Origin of the sequence: Lentzea sp. NPDC004782 (assembly GCF_040609115.1) — a bacterium.
In the GTDB taxonomy this organism is placed as follows: domain Bacteria; phylum Actinomycetota; class Actinomycetes; order Mycobacteriales; family Pseudonocardiaceae; genus Lentzea.
In genome coordinates this window covers 22,841-39,564 of sequence record NZ_JBEXJN010000015.1, presented here as the reverse complement: position 1 = coordinate 39,564, position 16,724 = coordinate 22,841, and the positions used below count along the sequence as shown (strand labels likewise).

The following is a 16,724-nucleotide window of genomic DNA, read 5'->3' as shown; positions in this document are numbered from 1 at the left end:
CCCGTCACTCCACATAGGACACAAGGCTCATCATGCCCGCTTCTCCGTGGTAGACGTTGTGGCAGTGGGTCAGCCACTGACCGGGGTTGTCGGCGTGGAAGTCCACTTCGACCGAACGGCCCGGCAACACCAGCACGGTGTCCTTGCGCGGCCCGGAGTTGGCGTCGGTTCGCACCTGGAACGTGTGTCCGTGCAGGTGCATCGGGTGGAACATCTGCGACCTGTTGTCGAACTTCAGGCGGACCTGCTGCCCTTCGCGGACCGGCAGGCCGTCGTCCGGGTCGTAGACCTTGCCGTTGATCGTCCACGTGTACTTGTCGCCAGGCCCTTCCAGGACGAGGTCGTGCACCACGTCAGGATCCTTGACCGGCAGCGCCGCCCGTTCCGCCGCGCGGAGCGACGTCGGCATGAGGACGGGCAACGCCATCAGCTGCTTCACGATGCCGTCGTCCACCGAGACCGCCCGCGCATCGGGGTTGCGCAGCACCACCCCGGCGTACTGGTCGCGCCCCTCCGCCACGGCGAGCACCGGAACGGAGCCGGCGGGCATCGTCACCACCGCGTCGAGTCGCTCCCCCATGCCGATGAGGACGACGTCCGCCTCCCGCGCCTGCACCGGAAAGCCGTCGGTGTGGGTCACCCTGAGCCCGGCGCCGGGGACACCGACCCGGAACGCGGTGTCCGCCGCGGCGTTGATCAGCCGGAGCCGCACGCGCTGTCCCGCCCGCACGTCGACGGCCTGCGGGTCGCGGAAGGTCCGCCCGTTGGCCAGGACGTGCGGATAGCTGACGTCACCCGCGTCGCCGCCGAGCAGCTCCGACTTCGGCATCGTCATCGTCATGCCCGGCATCCCGCCCATGCCGTTCTTCTTCAGCTCCTCGAACACGGCGTCCGGGGTGCGGTCGACGCCGTCGAGCCAGTCGTCGAGCACGATCACCAGCTCCGTGTCGTAGTCCGCGCCGTCGTCGGGGTCCTCGACGATGAGCGGCGCGTACAGCCCCCGGTCGAGCTGCACTCCCGAATGCGGGTGGAAGAAGTAGGTGCCCGCATCGGGCACCACGAACTCGTAGGTGAACGAGGCCCCGGCAGCGATGCCGCCCTGGGTGAGCCCGGGAACGCCGTCCATGTCGTTGCGCAGCGCGATGCCGTGCCAGTGCACGCTCGTCGGCTCCGCGAGCTGGTTCTTCAGCTCCACCTTCAGGATCTCGCCCCGCCGGACCCGGATCTCCCGGCCCGGCAACTGACCGCCGTACGTCCACGTGTGCGCTTGGACGCCACCGAGGTCCACCTGGGCGGTGACCGCGTTGAGGGCGACCGACGTGCTGCGGGCGCCCGCAAGCCGGCGCGCCCGCTCCACCTCCGCCACCCGTGGCGATCCAGGCACGATGCGCCGACCGGTCCGATCCGCACCCGACGCACACGCCGCCAACCCGGCCGTGGCGGCGAGGCCGACGCCGAACCGGAGGAAGCCTCGGCGTCCGATCGGACCGCGACTGTCTGCAGTGACCATTACCATCCCGTCCATATCTACTATTGCTGATAGTAGATCATGCGGCAAGTCGCTCAAGCGGGACGATGCTCGAACCATGACCGAGGTGATCTGCGGATGCTCGCACACCAACGCCGGCACCAGCGGAACTCACTACGATCGAGTGATCGGATCGTCGATCGACCTGGGGGACGCGTGAGCCGAGTGGAAGCCGCGGCCGACTGGATGAGCGCTGCCCTGCCCGGCCTGATCCGGCGGCACGGCGTGCCCGGTGCGCAGCTGGCCGTACTGGTGGACGGGGAGATCACCGACGTGGCGGCCGGCGTGCTCAACGTGGCGACGGGTGTTCCCGCCACGACGAACTCCGTGTTCCAGCTCGGATCGATCACCAAGGTGCTGACCGCGACGCTGGTGCTGCAGCTCGTTCACGAGGGGCTGGCCGAGCTCGATCAGCCGGTGCGGGATCACCTGCCCGATTTCACCCTCGCCGACGAACGCGCCGCGGAGACGGTGACCGTGCGGCAGTTGCTGTGCCACACCGGAGGTTTCGAGGGAGATCTGTTCACCGACACGGGCCGCGACTCCGACGCCGTCGAGAAGTACGTCCGGTTGTTGCGCGACTGTCCGCAGTCGTTCCCACCCGGCTCCCTCTTCTCCTACTGCAACAGCGGCTACGTGGTGCTCGGGCGACTGCTGGAAGTGTTGCGCGACAAGGCCTTTCATGACGTGCTGCGCGAACGGATCGTCAGCCCGCTCGGCCTCGCCGAGGTCGCGACCTGTGCCGACGAGGCGATCCTGATGGAGGCCGCTGTCGGTCACACGCGGTCTGCGGACGGCACCACTTGCCCCGTGCCGACCTGGGCGATGCCCGCCTCTACGGCGCCCGCGGGTGCCATGCTCGCGATGAACACGCGAGATCTGCTCGAGTTCGCGCGGATGCACCTGACGACCGTCGACTACGACGTGATGAGGAAACCGCAGATTCAGGTTCCCTCCCTGGGGACTCAGTCCGGCCATTGGGGACTGGGATGGTGTCTGCCGGACTACGGCGGGCGGTTGGTGCTCGCGCACGGCGGCCGGACCTACGGACAGCGCTCTTTGCTCAGGGTGGTACCGGAAGCCGGTGTCGCGGTCGCACTGCTGACCAACGGCGGTGACATCTACGCCATGTACGAGGAGGTGTTCGGCCACCTGCTGGCCGAACTGGCGGACGTCGCGCAGCCCGCGCTTCCCGTGCCTCCACCCGAGCCTCTGCCTGTCGACGGTCACCGAGTCGCCGGCACGTATCGAACCTTCCTGACAGAACTGCGCGTTGCCGTCGAGCCCGGCGGCCGCCGGGCCTGGCTGAGCAGGTGGGCCGACGGCACCGAAACCGGTCCTCCCAGCGAGCTCGTCCGGTTGGACGACGACGCGCTGATCATGGTGAAACCCGAGGAAGGCAAGCACTCCGTGATCCGGCTCGGCGAGAACGCCCCGGACGGTCGCACGCGCTACCTGCACACCGGTCGAGTGGCCGTGCGGGCAAGCTAGATCATCTGATCGAACAAAAACGGGCAAGATTCGACAGAAATATTCGCGAAATACGAGCTTCTCTCACCGCAAGAACGCCCGAACGGGCACCCTTGCGGTGAGGCGAAGGCCCTTCGCGAGCGATACATCGCGGTTCCGGTATTCGACGGGGCCACTCGGTTCAGGGGTGGGTTCGACACCTCGCCCCGAGGCTCGATACAGCCTCGGTCATACTGCTTGACCAGCGCAAATTTCTCGACAGCCAGAGCGCCTACAAGGACTTTCGGCCGATCCGGGAAACCAGCTCGCGGGCCGGATGTTTCCGAGCCGTGCGGGGATATGGACACACCGTTGACACCCCGGCAATCCATATGACAAATTCGAGCAACTTCCAACAGAAAAAAACAGCAGGCACCGAAGCAAGCTGTGGAAGTCCGCTGCTACTCCGACATCCGCCAAGTCGGCAAGGAGATCCCTGTGAAGAGAACACTGCGAACAGTGCTGTCGGCAGTGCTCGTCGCCGCGGTCGCACCCGTCGTGCTGTCGCTCGCGCCCCCGGCCCAGGCCCTCGACAACGGTCTGGGCCGCACCCCGCAGCTGGGCTGGAACGACTGGAACAGCTTCGGCTGCAACGTCACCGACAGCCTGGTCCGGCAGACCGCTGACGCGATGGTCAGCAGCGGTATGGCCGCCGCCGGCTACACCTACGTCAACATCGACGACTGCTGGTCGGAGATGTCCCGTGACGGCAACGGAAACCTGGTGCCCTCGCGAACCAAGTTCCCCGACGGCATGAAGGCGGTCGCCGACTACGTCCACGGCAAGGGCCTGAAGCTGGGCATCTACTCCTCGGCCGGCACCACCACCTGCGCCGGGTTCCCGGCCAGCCTCGGCAACGAGCAGCGTGACGCCAACCTGTGGGCCTCATGGGGGATCGACTACCTCAAGTACGACAACTGCGGCGACCACCGGGGCATCAGCGGCCAGGACCGCTACATCGCGATGCGCGACGCGCTGGCGAAGACCGGTCGGCAGATCTTCTTCGCGATCTGCAACTGGGGCAACGACAACGTCCTGCAGTGGGGAGCGGCGACCGGCAACTCCTGGCGCACCACCGGTGACATCCAGGCGAACTGGAACTCGGTGATGAGCATCCTGGACCTCCAGCCCGGCTGGGCGGGCGCGTCCCGCCCCGGAGCGTGGAACGACCCGGACATGCTGGAGGTCGGCAACGGCCTGACCGACACGGAGTCGCAGGCGCACTTCAGCTTGTGGGCGCTGCTCAACGCGCCGCTGATCGCCGGCAACGACCTGCGCACCATGAGCGCTGCCACCAAGGCCATCCTGACCAACACCGAGGTCATCGCGGTCAACCAGGACTGGGGAGGCCGCCAGGGCAACCGGATCGTGGACAACGGCAACACCGAGGTGTGGACCAAGCCCATGGCCAACGGTTCGGTCGCGGTCGTCCTGCTCAACCGCAACTCCTCCACCGCGACCGTGTCGACCACGGCGTCGCAGATCGGCCTGGGCTCGGCGAGCAGCTACTCGGTGCGCGACCTGTGGGCGCACACCACGAGCAGCACCAGCGGCACGATCAGCGCCTCCGTCCCGGCACACGGCGCGGCGATGTACGTGGTCAGCGGCGGCGGCAACCCCGGCGGGTCGACGTTCGGCCTGCGCGGTACGGCGTCCAACCGGTGCCTGGACATCACCGGTGGCGCGCAGACCAACGGCACCCTCGCCGAGATCTGGGACTGCCACGGCCAGGCCAACCAGACGTTCACCAGCACCGCCTCCGGCGAGCTGCGCGTCTACAACAACACCAAGTGCCTCGACGTCACCGGTGCCGGCACGGCCAACGGCACCGCGGTGGAGATCTGGGACTGCAACGGCGGCACCAACCAGCAGTTCACCATCAACACCGACGGCACGGTCCGGGCTGCCGGGGCCGCCAAGTGCCTCGACGCCACCGGCACCGCCAACGGCGCCAAGGTCGTGATCTGGGACTGCAACGGCCAGACCAACCAGAAGTGGAACAAGGTCTGACCCCATGAGTGCTCGGGGTGGGGCACACCTGCCCCGAGCACGTCGGCCTCGATGTTCACGCTCACGTCCAAGTCGTTTCAAAGACAAAGACGCCAGCCGCAGAACGACAGGCCAGCTTGTTAGCGTTAACAGAACTCGTTGACTGCCGGTAACCGCGGCGCTACATTGACCCGGCATTCGCCCACACCCCCTGTCCACAGTGGTCGATCGGATCCCTGCGACGCGGTACCGACCTGTTGTGCCACAACGGTTCCGGGTTGCCCAGCCTCCTCTCCCCTCACCCAGGAGCTTCGGTGACGCACCCTGCTGACAACACGCTCTCCCGGCGCGAGTTCGGTCTGCTCGCGGCGACCGGCATCGCGGCGTCGGCCCTGCCCGGCCCGGTCGCCGCAGCCCCGCGACGTGACCGCTACACCCCCACCTGGCCGTCGATCGACCGCCACCCTGCCGCCCCGGAGTGGTTCCAGGACGCCAAGTTCGGCGTCTACTGGCACTGGGGCGCCTTCACCACGCCGGAGTACGGCAGCGAGTGGTACGGCCGGGACATGTACCGGCCGGACAGCCGCGAGCACGGCCACCACCAGGAGGTCTACGGCGACCCCGCCGAGTGGGGCTACGAGCGGTTCATCGACGGAGGCGTGGACCGCGCGGGCAACCACGTCCAGTTCGCGCCCCGGCTCGTGTCGCGGGGCGGCAGGTTCGACCCGGACGAATGGGCGAGGATCGTCAAGGACGCCGGCGCGAAGTTCGCGGGCCCGGTCGCGGAACACCACGACGGGTACTCGATGTGGCACAGCCGGGTCAACGAGTGGAACTCCGTGACGAGGGGACCGCGGCTCGACCTGCTGAACCTGTTCGCCAAGGCGGTCCGCGCCCAAGGGCTCAAGCTGCTGGTGTCTATGCACCACGCGTTCAACTACAACGGCTTCTTCGACTACGCCCCGCGCCACACGGACCCGAGTCTGCGCAAGCTCTACGGACAGCTGCCGCGCGCCGAGGAGGACGCGCTGTGGCTGGCCAAGCTGAAGGAGGTCGTCGACCGGGCCAAGCCCGACATCCTCTGGCAGGACTTCTCCCTGAACTCACCGGGTTACTGCTTCAACGACGGCCCCTGCGCGGTTGGTGAACAGCAACGGCTGGAGTTCCTCGCCTACTACTACAACCAGGCCGAGAGGTGGGGCAAGGACGTCGTAGCGACCTACAAGCACTTCGACAAGGGCTTCACCAACTCCGGTCAGGTCGAGGACTACGAGCGCGGCGGACCGGCGGACATCGTCACGCCGTACTGGCTCACCGACGACGCGATCAGCAGCTCCAGCTGGAGCTACACCAGAGGAATCGGCTACTACTCCAGCACCCAGATGATCCACTCGCTGATCGACCGGGTCAGCAAGGGCGGCAACATGCTGCTCAACATCTCTCCCACGCTCGAAGGCGTCATTCCCGACGAGCAGCGCGCGGTCCTCGCGGACATCGGCACCTACCTGCGGCGGTTCGGCGAGTCGATCTACTCCACCCGCGCGTGGTACGTCTACGGCGAGGGGCCGACCAAGATGGGCGGCGGCTCGTTCGTGGCGCCCAAGGTCGGTACCGCCAAGGACATCCGGTTCACCCGCGACAAGGCCGGGCGGGTCCTCTACGCCACGGTGCTGGCCTGGCCCGGCGCGACGCTGAACATCACGACGCTGTCCGCGAAACACGCCGACCTCGCCGGCCTCCAGCGCGTGCAGCTGCTCGGCGACGCGACGTCGCTCACCTGCCGCCAGGACGACACCGGGTTGCACGTCGCACTGCCGGAGACGAAACCGTTCGACGCGCACGCCTACGTCCTCAAGCTCACCTTCACCGGCCGGATCCCCGTGGTCGCACCGGAATCGGGGGTCGCCGTGTTCGCAGACCGCGACTACCGCGGTACCGGCACGAACCTCTCCGTGGGCACCTACACCGCGGCGCAGCTCCAGCAGAAGGGCCTCGCACCGCGCAGCATCTCCTCGGTCCTGCCCGCGGAAGGCTGTGAACTGCTCGGCCACCCCGCCGACAACCTGTCCGGCGCCCCGGTCAGCATCACGAGCCCAACGCCCGATCTCTGTTCCCGCAAGGCCGACAACGCGATCGTCTCCGCACGCGTACGGCTCGACCCCGCCCGCTGGTTCCGCATCATCAACGTGACCAACGGACTGGCCGTGGACGGCGGTGGCGCGGTCGCCGCCGGCAGCCCGCTGAAGATCTGGACCCCGGACGGCAGCACGAACCTGCAGTTCCGGGTCGAGGACGCGGACAGCGGGTCCGTCAAGCTGACCAACACCAACGGCCTGGTCATCGACGGCACGCAAGCCACGCGACAGGGCGGCAACCCGGTGCAGTCCGTCTACACCGGAGCGCCGGGACAGCAGTGGTCGATCACGAGCACCGGAGGCAACACCTTCGTGATCGCCAACCGAGTGACCCGCCTGGTGCTCGACAGCGGCGGCAACGTCGGCTCGGGATCCCCGCTCAAGGTCTGGACCGATGACGGCAGTCCCAACCTGCGCTGGCAGTTCTTCCTCGCCTGAGCCACAGCGGAAGAGCGCGTCGACCTCACCCCGAGACCGGAAGGTCCGCGCCGTCGCGCAGGAACACGGGGATGCGGCCGAGCGGCGCCTCGACGGTGACCGTTCGGCCGCCCTCGTGCACCTGCCCGGTCCACGCGTCGGTCCACTGCGGACCTCTCGGCAGCCGCACCTGACGTTGCCTGGCGCCGTACGCGTACACCGGCGCGACGAGCAGGTCCGGCCCGAACAGGAACTGGTCGTCGGCTTCCCAGGCGCTCTCGTCGTCCGGGAAGTCGACGAACAGCGGCCGCATCGGCGGGATCCCGCTCCGGCTCGCGACCCGCATCTGCGCCAGCACGTACGGGCGCAGCCTCTCCCGCAGCCGCAGCATCGCGGTGATGTGCCCGTAGGCCTCGTCGCCGTACGACCAGACTTCGTTGGGACCACCGGTTTTCGCCGGTGTGAACGGCATCCAGGGCAGGCGGGTGCCGTGCAGGCGGAACAACGGGCAGAAGGCGCCGTACTGGAACCACCGCACCATGAGCTCGCGGAACTCCGGCGAGTCGGGGTCGCCACCGGTGAAACCGCCGATGTCCGTGGTCCACCAGGGGATGCCGCTCATCGCGACGTTCAGCCCGGCGCGGATCTGGCGGCCCAGCGCGTCGAACGTCGAGTCGATGTCACCGGACCACAGGGCGGCGCCGTAGCGCTGGCTGCCCGCCCACGCCGAGCGGCACAGCGAGATGATCTCGGTCTCGCCCTCCTGCCGCATGCCGTCGTAGAAGGCGCGGGCGTGGTCGGCGGGGTAAGCGTTGATCACTTCCAGGCCGGGTCCGTCGTGCGTCAGCAGGTTCGCGAACGTGCCCGGCCTGATCTCCGGCTCGCACGCGTCCAGCCACCAGACCCGGATGCCGTGGCGGTAGTAGTTCTCGCGCACCTGCTGCCAGACGAACGCGCGGGCCTCGGGGTTGGTGGCGTCGTAGAACGAGACGCCGATCTCGGCGGCCACGCCCTTGTCCGGCCAGTCGGCGTGCACCGGCGGTCCCTGCTCGGTCGCGATGAACAGACCGCGCTCCAGCATCGTGCGGTAGTGCTCGGACAACGGGCTGACCGACGGCCACACGGAGACCATCAGCTTCACGCCGAGGCCGTCGAGCTCCCGCACGGCCGCAGCCGGGTCCGGCCACTCCTCGGGGTCGAACCGCCACTCCCCCAGGTGGGTCCAGTGGAAGAAGTCGCACACGATCACCGACAGCGGCAGCTCGCGCCGCCGGTACTCGCGCGCCACCTCCAGCAGCTCCTCCTGCGACCGGTAGCGCAGCTTGCTCTGCCAGAACCCGGCCGCCCACTCCGGGAACTCCGGTGCGTGGCCGGTCACGTCGGCATAGCGCGACAGCAACGCGGCCGGCTCGCCCGCGCTGAACCAGTAGTCGATCTGCCGCGCGCTGTCGGACACCCAGCGGGTCGCGGTGCGGCCCAGCTCCACCCGGCCGACCGCGGGCGAGTTCCAGAGCAGGGCGTAGCCGCGGTTCGACACGAGCAGCGGAATGCTCACCTCGGCGTTGCGCTGCACCAGTTCGACGACGGAACCCTTCTGGTCGAGCAGGCCGTGCTGGTGCTGACCGAGCCCGAAGAGGCGTTCCCCCTCGTAGGCGCGGAAGTTCTGCTCGACGCGGTGGTAACCGTTTCCGGTCGAGGTGAACAACCGCGGCCCCGGCCACCAGAAGTGGATCGGCTCCTCGGCGAGCAGCTCCTCGCCGGTGTCGTCGCGGACGAACCGCACGACGCCGTCGCCCAGCTCGACCCGCAGGTTCCCGTTGACCAGCACCGCCTTGCCGGGACCGAGCTCGCACTCCGTGACGTCGACCGGCGGGTCGAGCAACGCGCCCCGCACGTCGTCCCGCACGCCGTTCAGACCCACCCGGACGCGGACGCTGCTCTCACCCCACGCCTCGACCAGGACGACCTGGTGGCCGTCCCGCCACTCGATACCGCGCGGCACTTCCCGGAACGTGGTCATGTCATCGGAATCGAAGCGTTTCGACTCTCGTACGTCAAGCCTTCACGACCGACGACGAGGGGAGCTTTCCTCCGGGGCGGAGGAAAGCTCCCCTCGTCACTCAACTCAGGCCCTGCGGCGGCGTCCCGTCAGGACCAGGAACGCGCCACCGAGCACCATGGCCAGACCCGCGGCCAGCCAGGCCCACACCGACGCGCCGGTCCACGCCAGCGGCGGTGCGGGCGGTGTGGGCAGCAGACCCGCGTCGAGGGTGAGGTCGACGCGTTTGTCCTTGCCCAGTTTGACGACGTGGGTGCATCCGGTCGCCGGGTCGGCGTCGGAGTCCTTGCCGTCGTCGCCGACGTTCGGTGTGGTGAGCTTGCGTCCCGCGACCAGGCCGGTCTGGGGATCGGCGTTGAAGCAGACCTTGTAGTCACCGTCGGGCAGGTCGGTGAACAGGTACTTGCCGCCGGAGTCGGTCTTGGTCTGGGTCACCGGTTTGCCGGAGCCGTCCTGCAGGAACACCGGCAGGCCGGGCACACCGGGTTCGCCGGTGTCCTGCACGCCGTTGGAGTTGTTGTCGTACCAGACGTAGTCGCCGACGCGGTTGGTCGGCGGCACCAGGCCGAGGTCGAGGGTCAGGTTCTCGCGCTTGCCCACGCCGACGGTCACCGGCGGCGTGCACCCGGTCGCCGGGTCGGCGTCGGAGTCCTTCGCGTCGTCGGCACCGGTGTTCGGCGTGGTGAACTGGAAGTCCTTCACCGCGTCGGGCATCGGGCCGAAGCACACCGCGTACTTGCCATCAGGCAGATCACCGAACAGGTACTTGCCGTTCGCGTCGGTCTTCGTGGTCTGCCCCGTCGACAACGTCACCGGCACATCAGGCACACCGGGCTCACCGTTGTCCTGGACGCCGTTCTTGTTGTCGTCACGCCACACCAGGTCACCGAGCTTGTCCGGCGGGGAGACCAGACCCATGTCCAGCGTCAGGTCCACCCGCTTCCCGGTGCCCAGCGTCGTCTCCGGCGTGCACCCCGTGGCCGGGTCGGCGTCGGAGTCCTTCGCGTCGTCGCCACCGGCGTTCTGCTTGGTGACCAGGTAGTCCTTCACCGCCGCGGGCAGGTTCGCGAGGTCGAAGCACACCGTGTACGTGCCGTCCGGGAGGTTGTCGAACAGGTACTTGCCCTGCGCGTCCGTGGTCGTGGTCGCACCGGTGGACAGCGTGACCTTCACGCCCTGCACCGGGATGTCGGTGGCGTCCTGCAGACCGTCGGAGTTCACGTCGACCCACACGTAGTCACCGAGACGGTTGACCGGCGAGATCAGACCCAGGTCCAGCGTCGGGTCCTCCGGCTTGTCCACGCCCAGCGTCGTCTCCGGCGTGCAGCCCGTGGCCGGGTCGGCGTCGGAGTCCTTCGCGTCGTCGCCACCGGCGTTGGGCTTCGTCGGCACGTAGTCCTTCACGGCCGCGGGCAGGTTCGCGAGGTCGAAGCACACCGTGTAGGTGCCGTCGGGCAGGTTCGGGAACTCGTAGCGGCCGTTCTGGTCGGTGGTCGTCGTCCTGCCGCCCACCCTGACCGTCACACCGGGCACACCGGGCTCGTCCGGGTCCTGCACGCCGTTCTTGTTGCCGTCACGCCACACCAGGTCACCGAGCTTGTCCGGTGGCCTGATACCCAGATCCAGCGTCAGGTCCTCACGCTTGGCGGACCCCAGCGACGTCTCCGGCGTGCAACCGTCCGCACCCGCGTCGGAGTCCTTCGCGTCGTCCCCGCCCGCGTCCGGCCTCGTCACCAGGTAGCTCTGGTACGGGGCAGGCAGGTTCGCGAGGCCGAAGCACACCTTGTACGTGCCGTCGGCCAGGTTGTCGAACAGGTACTTGCCCTGCGCGTCCGTCGTGGTCGTGGCACCGGTGCTCAGCTTCACCGTCACACCGGCAACCGGAGCCTCGCCCGCGTCCTGCACACCGTTGCGGTTGGTGTCCACCCACACGAAGTCACCGAGCTTGTCGTTCGGCGGCACAATGCCCGCGTCCAGCGTGAGGTCCACCCGCTTGGCAGCCCCCAGCGTCGCGGCCGGAGTGCAGCCGTCGGCCGGATCGGCGTCGGAGTCCTTCGCGTCGTCACCACCCAGGTCCCTGCCGGTGAACGTGTAACCGGCGTACTGGGCGGGCAGCGACGACACGTCGAAACACACCTTGTACGTGCCGTCCGGCAGGCCGCCGAACAGGTACTTGCCCTGCGCGTCCGTCGTGGTCGTGGCACCGGTGCTCAGCTTCACCGTCACACCGGCAACACCCGGCTCACCCGCGTCCTGCACACCGTTGCGGTTGGTGTCCACCCACACGAAGTCACCGAGAGAGTTGATGACCTTCGCGTTGATACCCGCGTCGACCGTGTGGTCGGCGGTACCCGCCTTGCCCGTGGTCACCTGGGCCTTGCCCGCGGCGTCCACATTGGAGTCGACGACGCGGTCCGCACCGGCTTCCTTCGCGGTCCACTTGATGTCCGCGAGCGGTGGCGCACCCGGCAAGGCCGCCGTGTTCACCCCGCTGTAGTCGAAGGCCAGGTTGTAGCAGGTCTCCGGCTTCAGACCGTCCGCCGCACCGAAGTAGTACTCACCCTTGGCGTTCGTCGTCTTCACCGGCAACGCCGCACCACCGGCACACGGCGTCGCCGTCACCTTCACCCCCGCCACCGCGGGCTCGTCACCGTCCTGCACACCGTCCGCATCCGTGTCGAACCACACGCGGTTGCCCAGCTGCACCGGCGCCAGATCGCACAACGCCTCCAGATCACCGAGACCGTTCGCCTTGCCCCAGCCCTCGGTGTTCACGTCGCTGATCTGGTAGGAGTTCGGGAACCCGGCGGCCATCATGGTGCCGTTGGCCCGGTCGAACCAGCCGACACCGGCGGTGTTGATGGCGGTGGGGTCCATCACCGTCTCCGGCATCCGGCTCTCGTTGTACAGCACGGTGAGCGCGCCCTGCGCGGTCTCGTGGTGCGGGCTGCCGTCGGCGTTGCTGAAGTACTCACCGGGGTAGTACTCGACCACCGCGGAGTTCTCGTTGGTGTCGGCGCCGGCGCCGGTGTTGTTGTTGGGGCAGCCGCCGGTGCCTTCCCAGGCGTAGCTGCCGTCGGCCTGACGGCAGACCCTGTTCAGGTCACCACCGCTGACGGTGTCGAACGTCCCGGCCGACCCGTCCGCCGGGGACAGGCTCTTGCCGCCCTGGTCGCCGAAGCGGTCGCGGAACGCCAGGACGAGATCGCCCTTCGACTCGACGCCGATGTCGGTCAGCAGCGGCTCGGGGTGGGTCACCAGGCCGCCGTTGGGGGCCGGCTGCGCGAAGGTGGTCTGCCACGGCTGCCAGTGGTCCGTACCGGAGCCCAACCACAGCGCCGTGCCGCGCAGGAAGTTCAACGGCTGGCTGACGATCGGCGCACCGAACGCACCGCCGGAGAACGTCCGCACCACGACCTTCATGTCGGCCGCGTTCTGGCTCGTCTCGCCGGAGCAGACACCACCCACGTACAGCAGACCGTCGCGGACGCCGAGGGCGCCGGGCCGCCAGTCGTTCGCGTTGGCGCACGGCGACGGGATCGCGTAGGAGGCCTTCGGCGCGCTCGCCGTCGCCACCGTGGCGTCGTAGACGTAGAGCTTGCGGTCGGCCAGGTTGACGACGTAGAGCTCGCTGCCGTCCTCGGAGATGTCGATGTCGCCCAGTGACTCCTTGCCGACCACGTTGGCGAAGGCGCCGTCGAAGTTGCTCGCGTGGTTGTGCGCGGTGCCGCCCGCGTTGGGCACGGTGGTGAACAGCGCCGTCGCACCACCGCCCGCGGGCGTGACGTAGATGCCGCCCTGCTTGCCGGGCCCGTAGTCGGTGAGGCGCTTGGCGAACGCGCCGGAGAAGATCCGCTTGTCCTGCTTGCGGTACGCGATGCCGTACACCGAGCCGGTGGCGCCCTGGTTCGCGATCTGCGCCGGCGCGGCGGTACCGCGGGCGGTGAACGGGAAGGTCACCAGTGAACGCGCCGCGTTGTTGACGTTGCTGCTGCCGTCCTGCTTGCGCGTCGCCCGCTGGCAGGCGGTCACGAGCGTCGGGTTCGCCTGGCAGTAGTCGGACGGGTTCCACAGGCCGGTGGTGACCGTGACGTTCTTGCCGCCCGAGACGTCCACGAACATCGTGTTGCTCTCGAGCGTGGCACCGGCGGGAGCGGGCTGCAGCGCGCTGCCGGCCGGCGGGTTCACCTGCACCCGGTACTTGCCGCCGCTCACCGCGCCGAGACCGACCGTGACGTTGCCCGCCGCGTCCGTGGTTCCGGTCGCGGTCTTGCCCGCGGGATCGGTGACGAGCACGGACGCGCCCGCCACACCCAGCTCCAAGGCGGCCTCATAGGTGCCGTTGCCGTTGATGTCTCGTACGACCTTGACGGTCAGCGAGCCGTCGCCGGGACCCGCGATCGCGGATGGCGGTACGACTGCGGCCGACGCGGCTACGAGAGCAGCCACGGCGGCTATGCCGACTGCGCTTCTCACCAGGACACTCCCACCGGATGTGTTGATCACATTGACCTGGCCACGTTAATGGGCGAGGAGGGTGATGACAGATCGCTTGATAGCGCTAACGCGCGCCGGTGGGAAAACACGAAAAGCGATCTACAGTGGACAGTCGCGTATGGACCCACCCTTTCGAGGAAGTTGCGAGCGCAACGAACTCACGGTGCGTGAAACCGCCCCCGAAAGCGGAGTTCAGCTTGCTCCAAACTCGCGGACAGGGTGATACTTCGTCGCGCGTTGACGTCCCAACACCATCAGAATTGATGAACGACGTCCACCGGAGTGGTCAGCACGCGGTTGCGGTCCACCGCGCGAGTGCTGCCGGTGATGATGAACGATCCGCGCAAGGGCGTGTCGCGGGACGAACCGCCGACGGCGAGGTCGATCCGGCCCGGTTCCACGATCCGCCGCAGGTCGACTCCGGTGAACGCGAGACGGTCGGTGTGCAGCCGGAACGTCACTCGGGCGCGTTGTCGGGCCCCGAGGGCCACGCGGGCGAAACCGGCGAGCTGCGCGACGGGGCGGGCGAGCTGCGCGACCGGGTCGTCGAAGTAGAGCTGCACCACTTCCTCTCCGCCGCGCGGGCCGGTGTTCGTCACGGTGCAGCTGACGGTGATCTCGCCGTCGACCGGGACGGTGTCCGCGGAGAGCCGGAGATCGTCGTAGGCGAACGTCGTGTAGGACAGGCCGTGGCCGAACGGGAAGGCCGGCGACGGGTCGAGGTTGCTGACGCCCTGTGTGTTCCCTCCGAGCGGCGGGTGCAGGTAGGTGCCGGGCTGTCCGCCGGGCAGGGCGGGAACCTGCACGGGCAGTTTGCCGCTGGGCACCACCCGCCCGCTCAGCACGCCGGCGAGGGCCGGACCGCCCTCCTCTCCTGGGAAGAACGCCTGCACGATCGCCGCGGCCCTGCCCACGTACCGGCCGAGTGCGTACGGGCGGCCGGACACCACGAGCAGCACCACCGGGGTTCCGGTCGCGAGCAGCTGTTCGACGAGCTCGTCCTGCACTCCGGGCAGCGTCAGGTCTTCAGCGTCGCAGCCCTCACCGGACGTGCCGCGGCCGAAGAGTCCGGAGCGGTCGCCGACGACGGCCACGCACACCTGCGCGGCACGGGCGGCCGCGGCGGCGTCGGCGAAACCCGACCGGTCGGCGTCCTTGATCGGGCAGCCGTGCGAGGAGGTGATCCTCGCACCGGGCAGTTCCGCGCGCAGGGCGTCGAGCAGCGACGGTGCCTCGATGCCGAGCGGCAGGTCGGGATGGCGGGGCAGCACGTGGTTCGGGAAGGAGTAACACCCGAAGAACGCCTGCGGGTCGTCCGCACACGGGCCTACAAGCGCGATCGATGCGTTGGCCGGCAACGGAAGCGTCCCTTGCGGGTTGTCGAGCAGGACGACCGCGCGCTCGGCGAGCCGGCGTGCGATGTCCCGGTTGCCCGGCGGATCGAGATCGACGGTCCCGGCCGGTTCCGGAGCCCAGTCCTCGTCCAGCAGGCCCAGCTGGGCCTTCTGACGCAGCACCCGCCGGACCGCGCGGTCGACGTGCTTCTCGTCGACCGCACCGGACCGGACCTGGTCGAGCAGGTCCTCCCGGTAGCAGAGCGCGTCGGGCAGCTCGACGTCGATGCCTGCCCGCAACGCGAGTGCACCGGCATCGCCGTACGAGGCGGCCACGCGGTGCATCGTCGCGAGGAAGGCGATCGACCAGTAGTCGGACACGACCGTGCCCTCGAAACCCCAGTCGTCGCGCAGGATTCCGGTGAGCAGCGACTCGTCGGCGCCGGCGGGAACGCCGTCGATGTCGTTGTAGGAGTTCATGACCGAGCGCGCACCGCCCTCGCGGACGGCCATTTCGAACGGCGGCAGGATGACGTCGTGCAGTTCGCGTCGTCCCATCGCGACCGGTGCGTGGTTGCGGGCCGCCCGTGAGGCCGAGTAGCCCGCGAAGTGCTTGAGCGTGGCCACGACTCCCGCGCTCTCCAGGCCGCGGACGTACGCCGAGGCCATCATCCCCACCACGTGAGGGTCTTCGCCGAGGGTTTCCTCGACGCGCCCCCACCGATAGTCGCGCACGACGTCGAGCACCGGTGACAGTCCTTGATGGACACCCACCTGCCGCATGCCCGTGCCGATCGCGTGCGCCATCTGCTCGACCAGGGCCGGGTCGAACGTGGCGGCCCACGCCAGCGGAGCCGGGAACACCGAGGCGCGGTAGGTGGTGAAGCCGGTCAGGCATTCCTCGTGGACGATCGCCGGAATGCCCAGCCGGGTCTTCGCCACGAGCTCGCGCTGCAGGTCCGCGAGCGCGGCGGCTCCTTGCGCCGGATCGACCGGCTTGCTGCCGAACGGGCGGGTGAGGTGGCCGATCCCGTGCCGGGTGGCGGTCTCGAAGTCGGCCTGCTGAGCGAAGACGTCCTGCATCGGTGCGACGTTCTCGACCGCGCCGTCCTCGTCGTCGGTGCCGTGCGAGGCGCCCGGCCAGACGCTGCCGAGCTGGGCGAGCTTCTCCTCCAGCGTCATGGCCGCGAGCAGTGCCTCGACGCGGTCGTCGGTGGCCGGACGGCTGTTCGATGGCATGGGTTTTCCTTTGCGTG

At 68.7% G+C, this 16,724-nt stretch carries 7 protein-coding genes; 3 read left to right on the top strand and 4 right to left on the bottom strand.

The genetic code is table 11. The features are described from left to right. Positions 1–4: 4 nt before the first annotated feature. Positions 5–1,366, bottom strand: coding sequence for a multicopper oxidase family protein (locus ABZV40_RS16230; RefSeq protein WP_355441197.1), 1,362 nt, complete (start codon positions 1,364–1,366; stop codon positions 5–7). Positions 1,367–1,684: 318 nt separating this feature from the next. Between ABZV40_RS16230 and ABZV40_RS16225 the strand changes: the two genes are divergently transcribed. The 3 genes from ABZV40_RS16225 (at position 1,685) to ABZV40_RS16215 (ending at position 7,599) form a co-directional block, all read left to right on the top strand. Then, entirely contained in the window at positions 1,685–3,019 is a 1,335-nt protein-coding gene (locus ABZV40_RS16225; protein WP_355441194.1) for a serine hydrolase domain-containing protein, read from the top strand. A 456-nt stretch (positions 3,020–3,475) separates the two neighbouring features. Next, the gene (locus tag ABZV40_RS16220) at positions 3,476–5,047 is read left to right on the top strand and encodes a ricin-type beta-trefoil lectin domain protein (protein ID WP_355441191.1); all 1,572 of its coding nucleotides are present in this window, start codon (positions 3,476–3,478) and stop codon (positions 5,045–5,047) included. A gap of 293 nt (positions 5,048–5,340) precedes the next feature. Further along, on the top strand, positions 5,341–7,599 hold the full coding sequence (locus tag ABZV40_RS16215; RefSeq protein ID WP_355441188.1) for an alpha-L-fucosidase: 2,259 nt from the start codon (positions 5,341–5,343) through the stop codon (positions 7,597–7,599). A gap of 25 nt (positions 7,600–7,624) precedes the next feature. On the opposite strand, the gene ABZV40_RS16210 is transcribed toward ABZV40_RS16215, so the two are convergent. From ABZV40_RS16210 to ABZV40_RS16200, 3 genes are all read right to left on the bottom strand, one after another. Further along, the gene (locus ABZV40_RS16210; RefSeq protein WP_355441185.1) at positions 7,625–9,598 is read right to left on the bottom strand and encodes a TIM-barrel domain-containing protein; all 1,974 of its coding nucleotides are present in this window, start codon (positions 9,596–9,598) and stop codon (positions 7,625–7,627) included. Between the two features lie 105 nt (positions 9,599–9,703). Beyond that, complete coding sequence (locus ABZV40_RS16205) at positions 9,704–14,113, bottom strand: SdrD B-like domain-containing protein (protein WP_355441181.1); 4,410 nt, start codon at positions 14,111–14,113, stop codon at positions 9,704–9,706. A 275-nt stretch (positions 14,114–14,388) separates the two neighbouring features. Continuing rightward, positions 14,389–16,707, bottom strand: coding sequence for a glycoside hydrolase family 3 N-terminal domain-containing protein (locus ABZV40_RS16200; RefSeq protein ID WP_355441178.1), 2,319 nt, complete (start codon positions 16,705–16,707; stop codon positions 14,389–14,391). Positions 16,708–16,724: the final 17 nt, after the last annotated feature.

Excerpts from the sequence above, each read along its gene's own strand:
- ABZV40_RS16210 (WP_355441185.1), bottom strand. The coding sequence starts at position 9,598 with ATGACCACGTTCCGGGAAGTGCCGCGCGGTATCGAGTGGCGGGACGGC.
- ABZV40_RS16200 (WP_355441178.1), bottom strand. The coding sequence starts at position 16,707 with ATGCCATCGAACAGCCGTCCGGCCACCGACGACCGCGTCGAGGCACTG.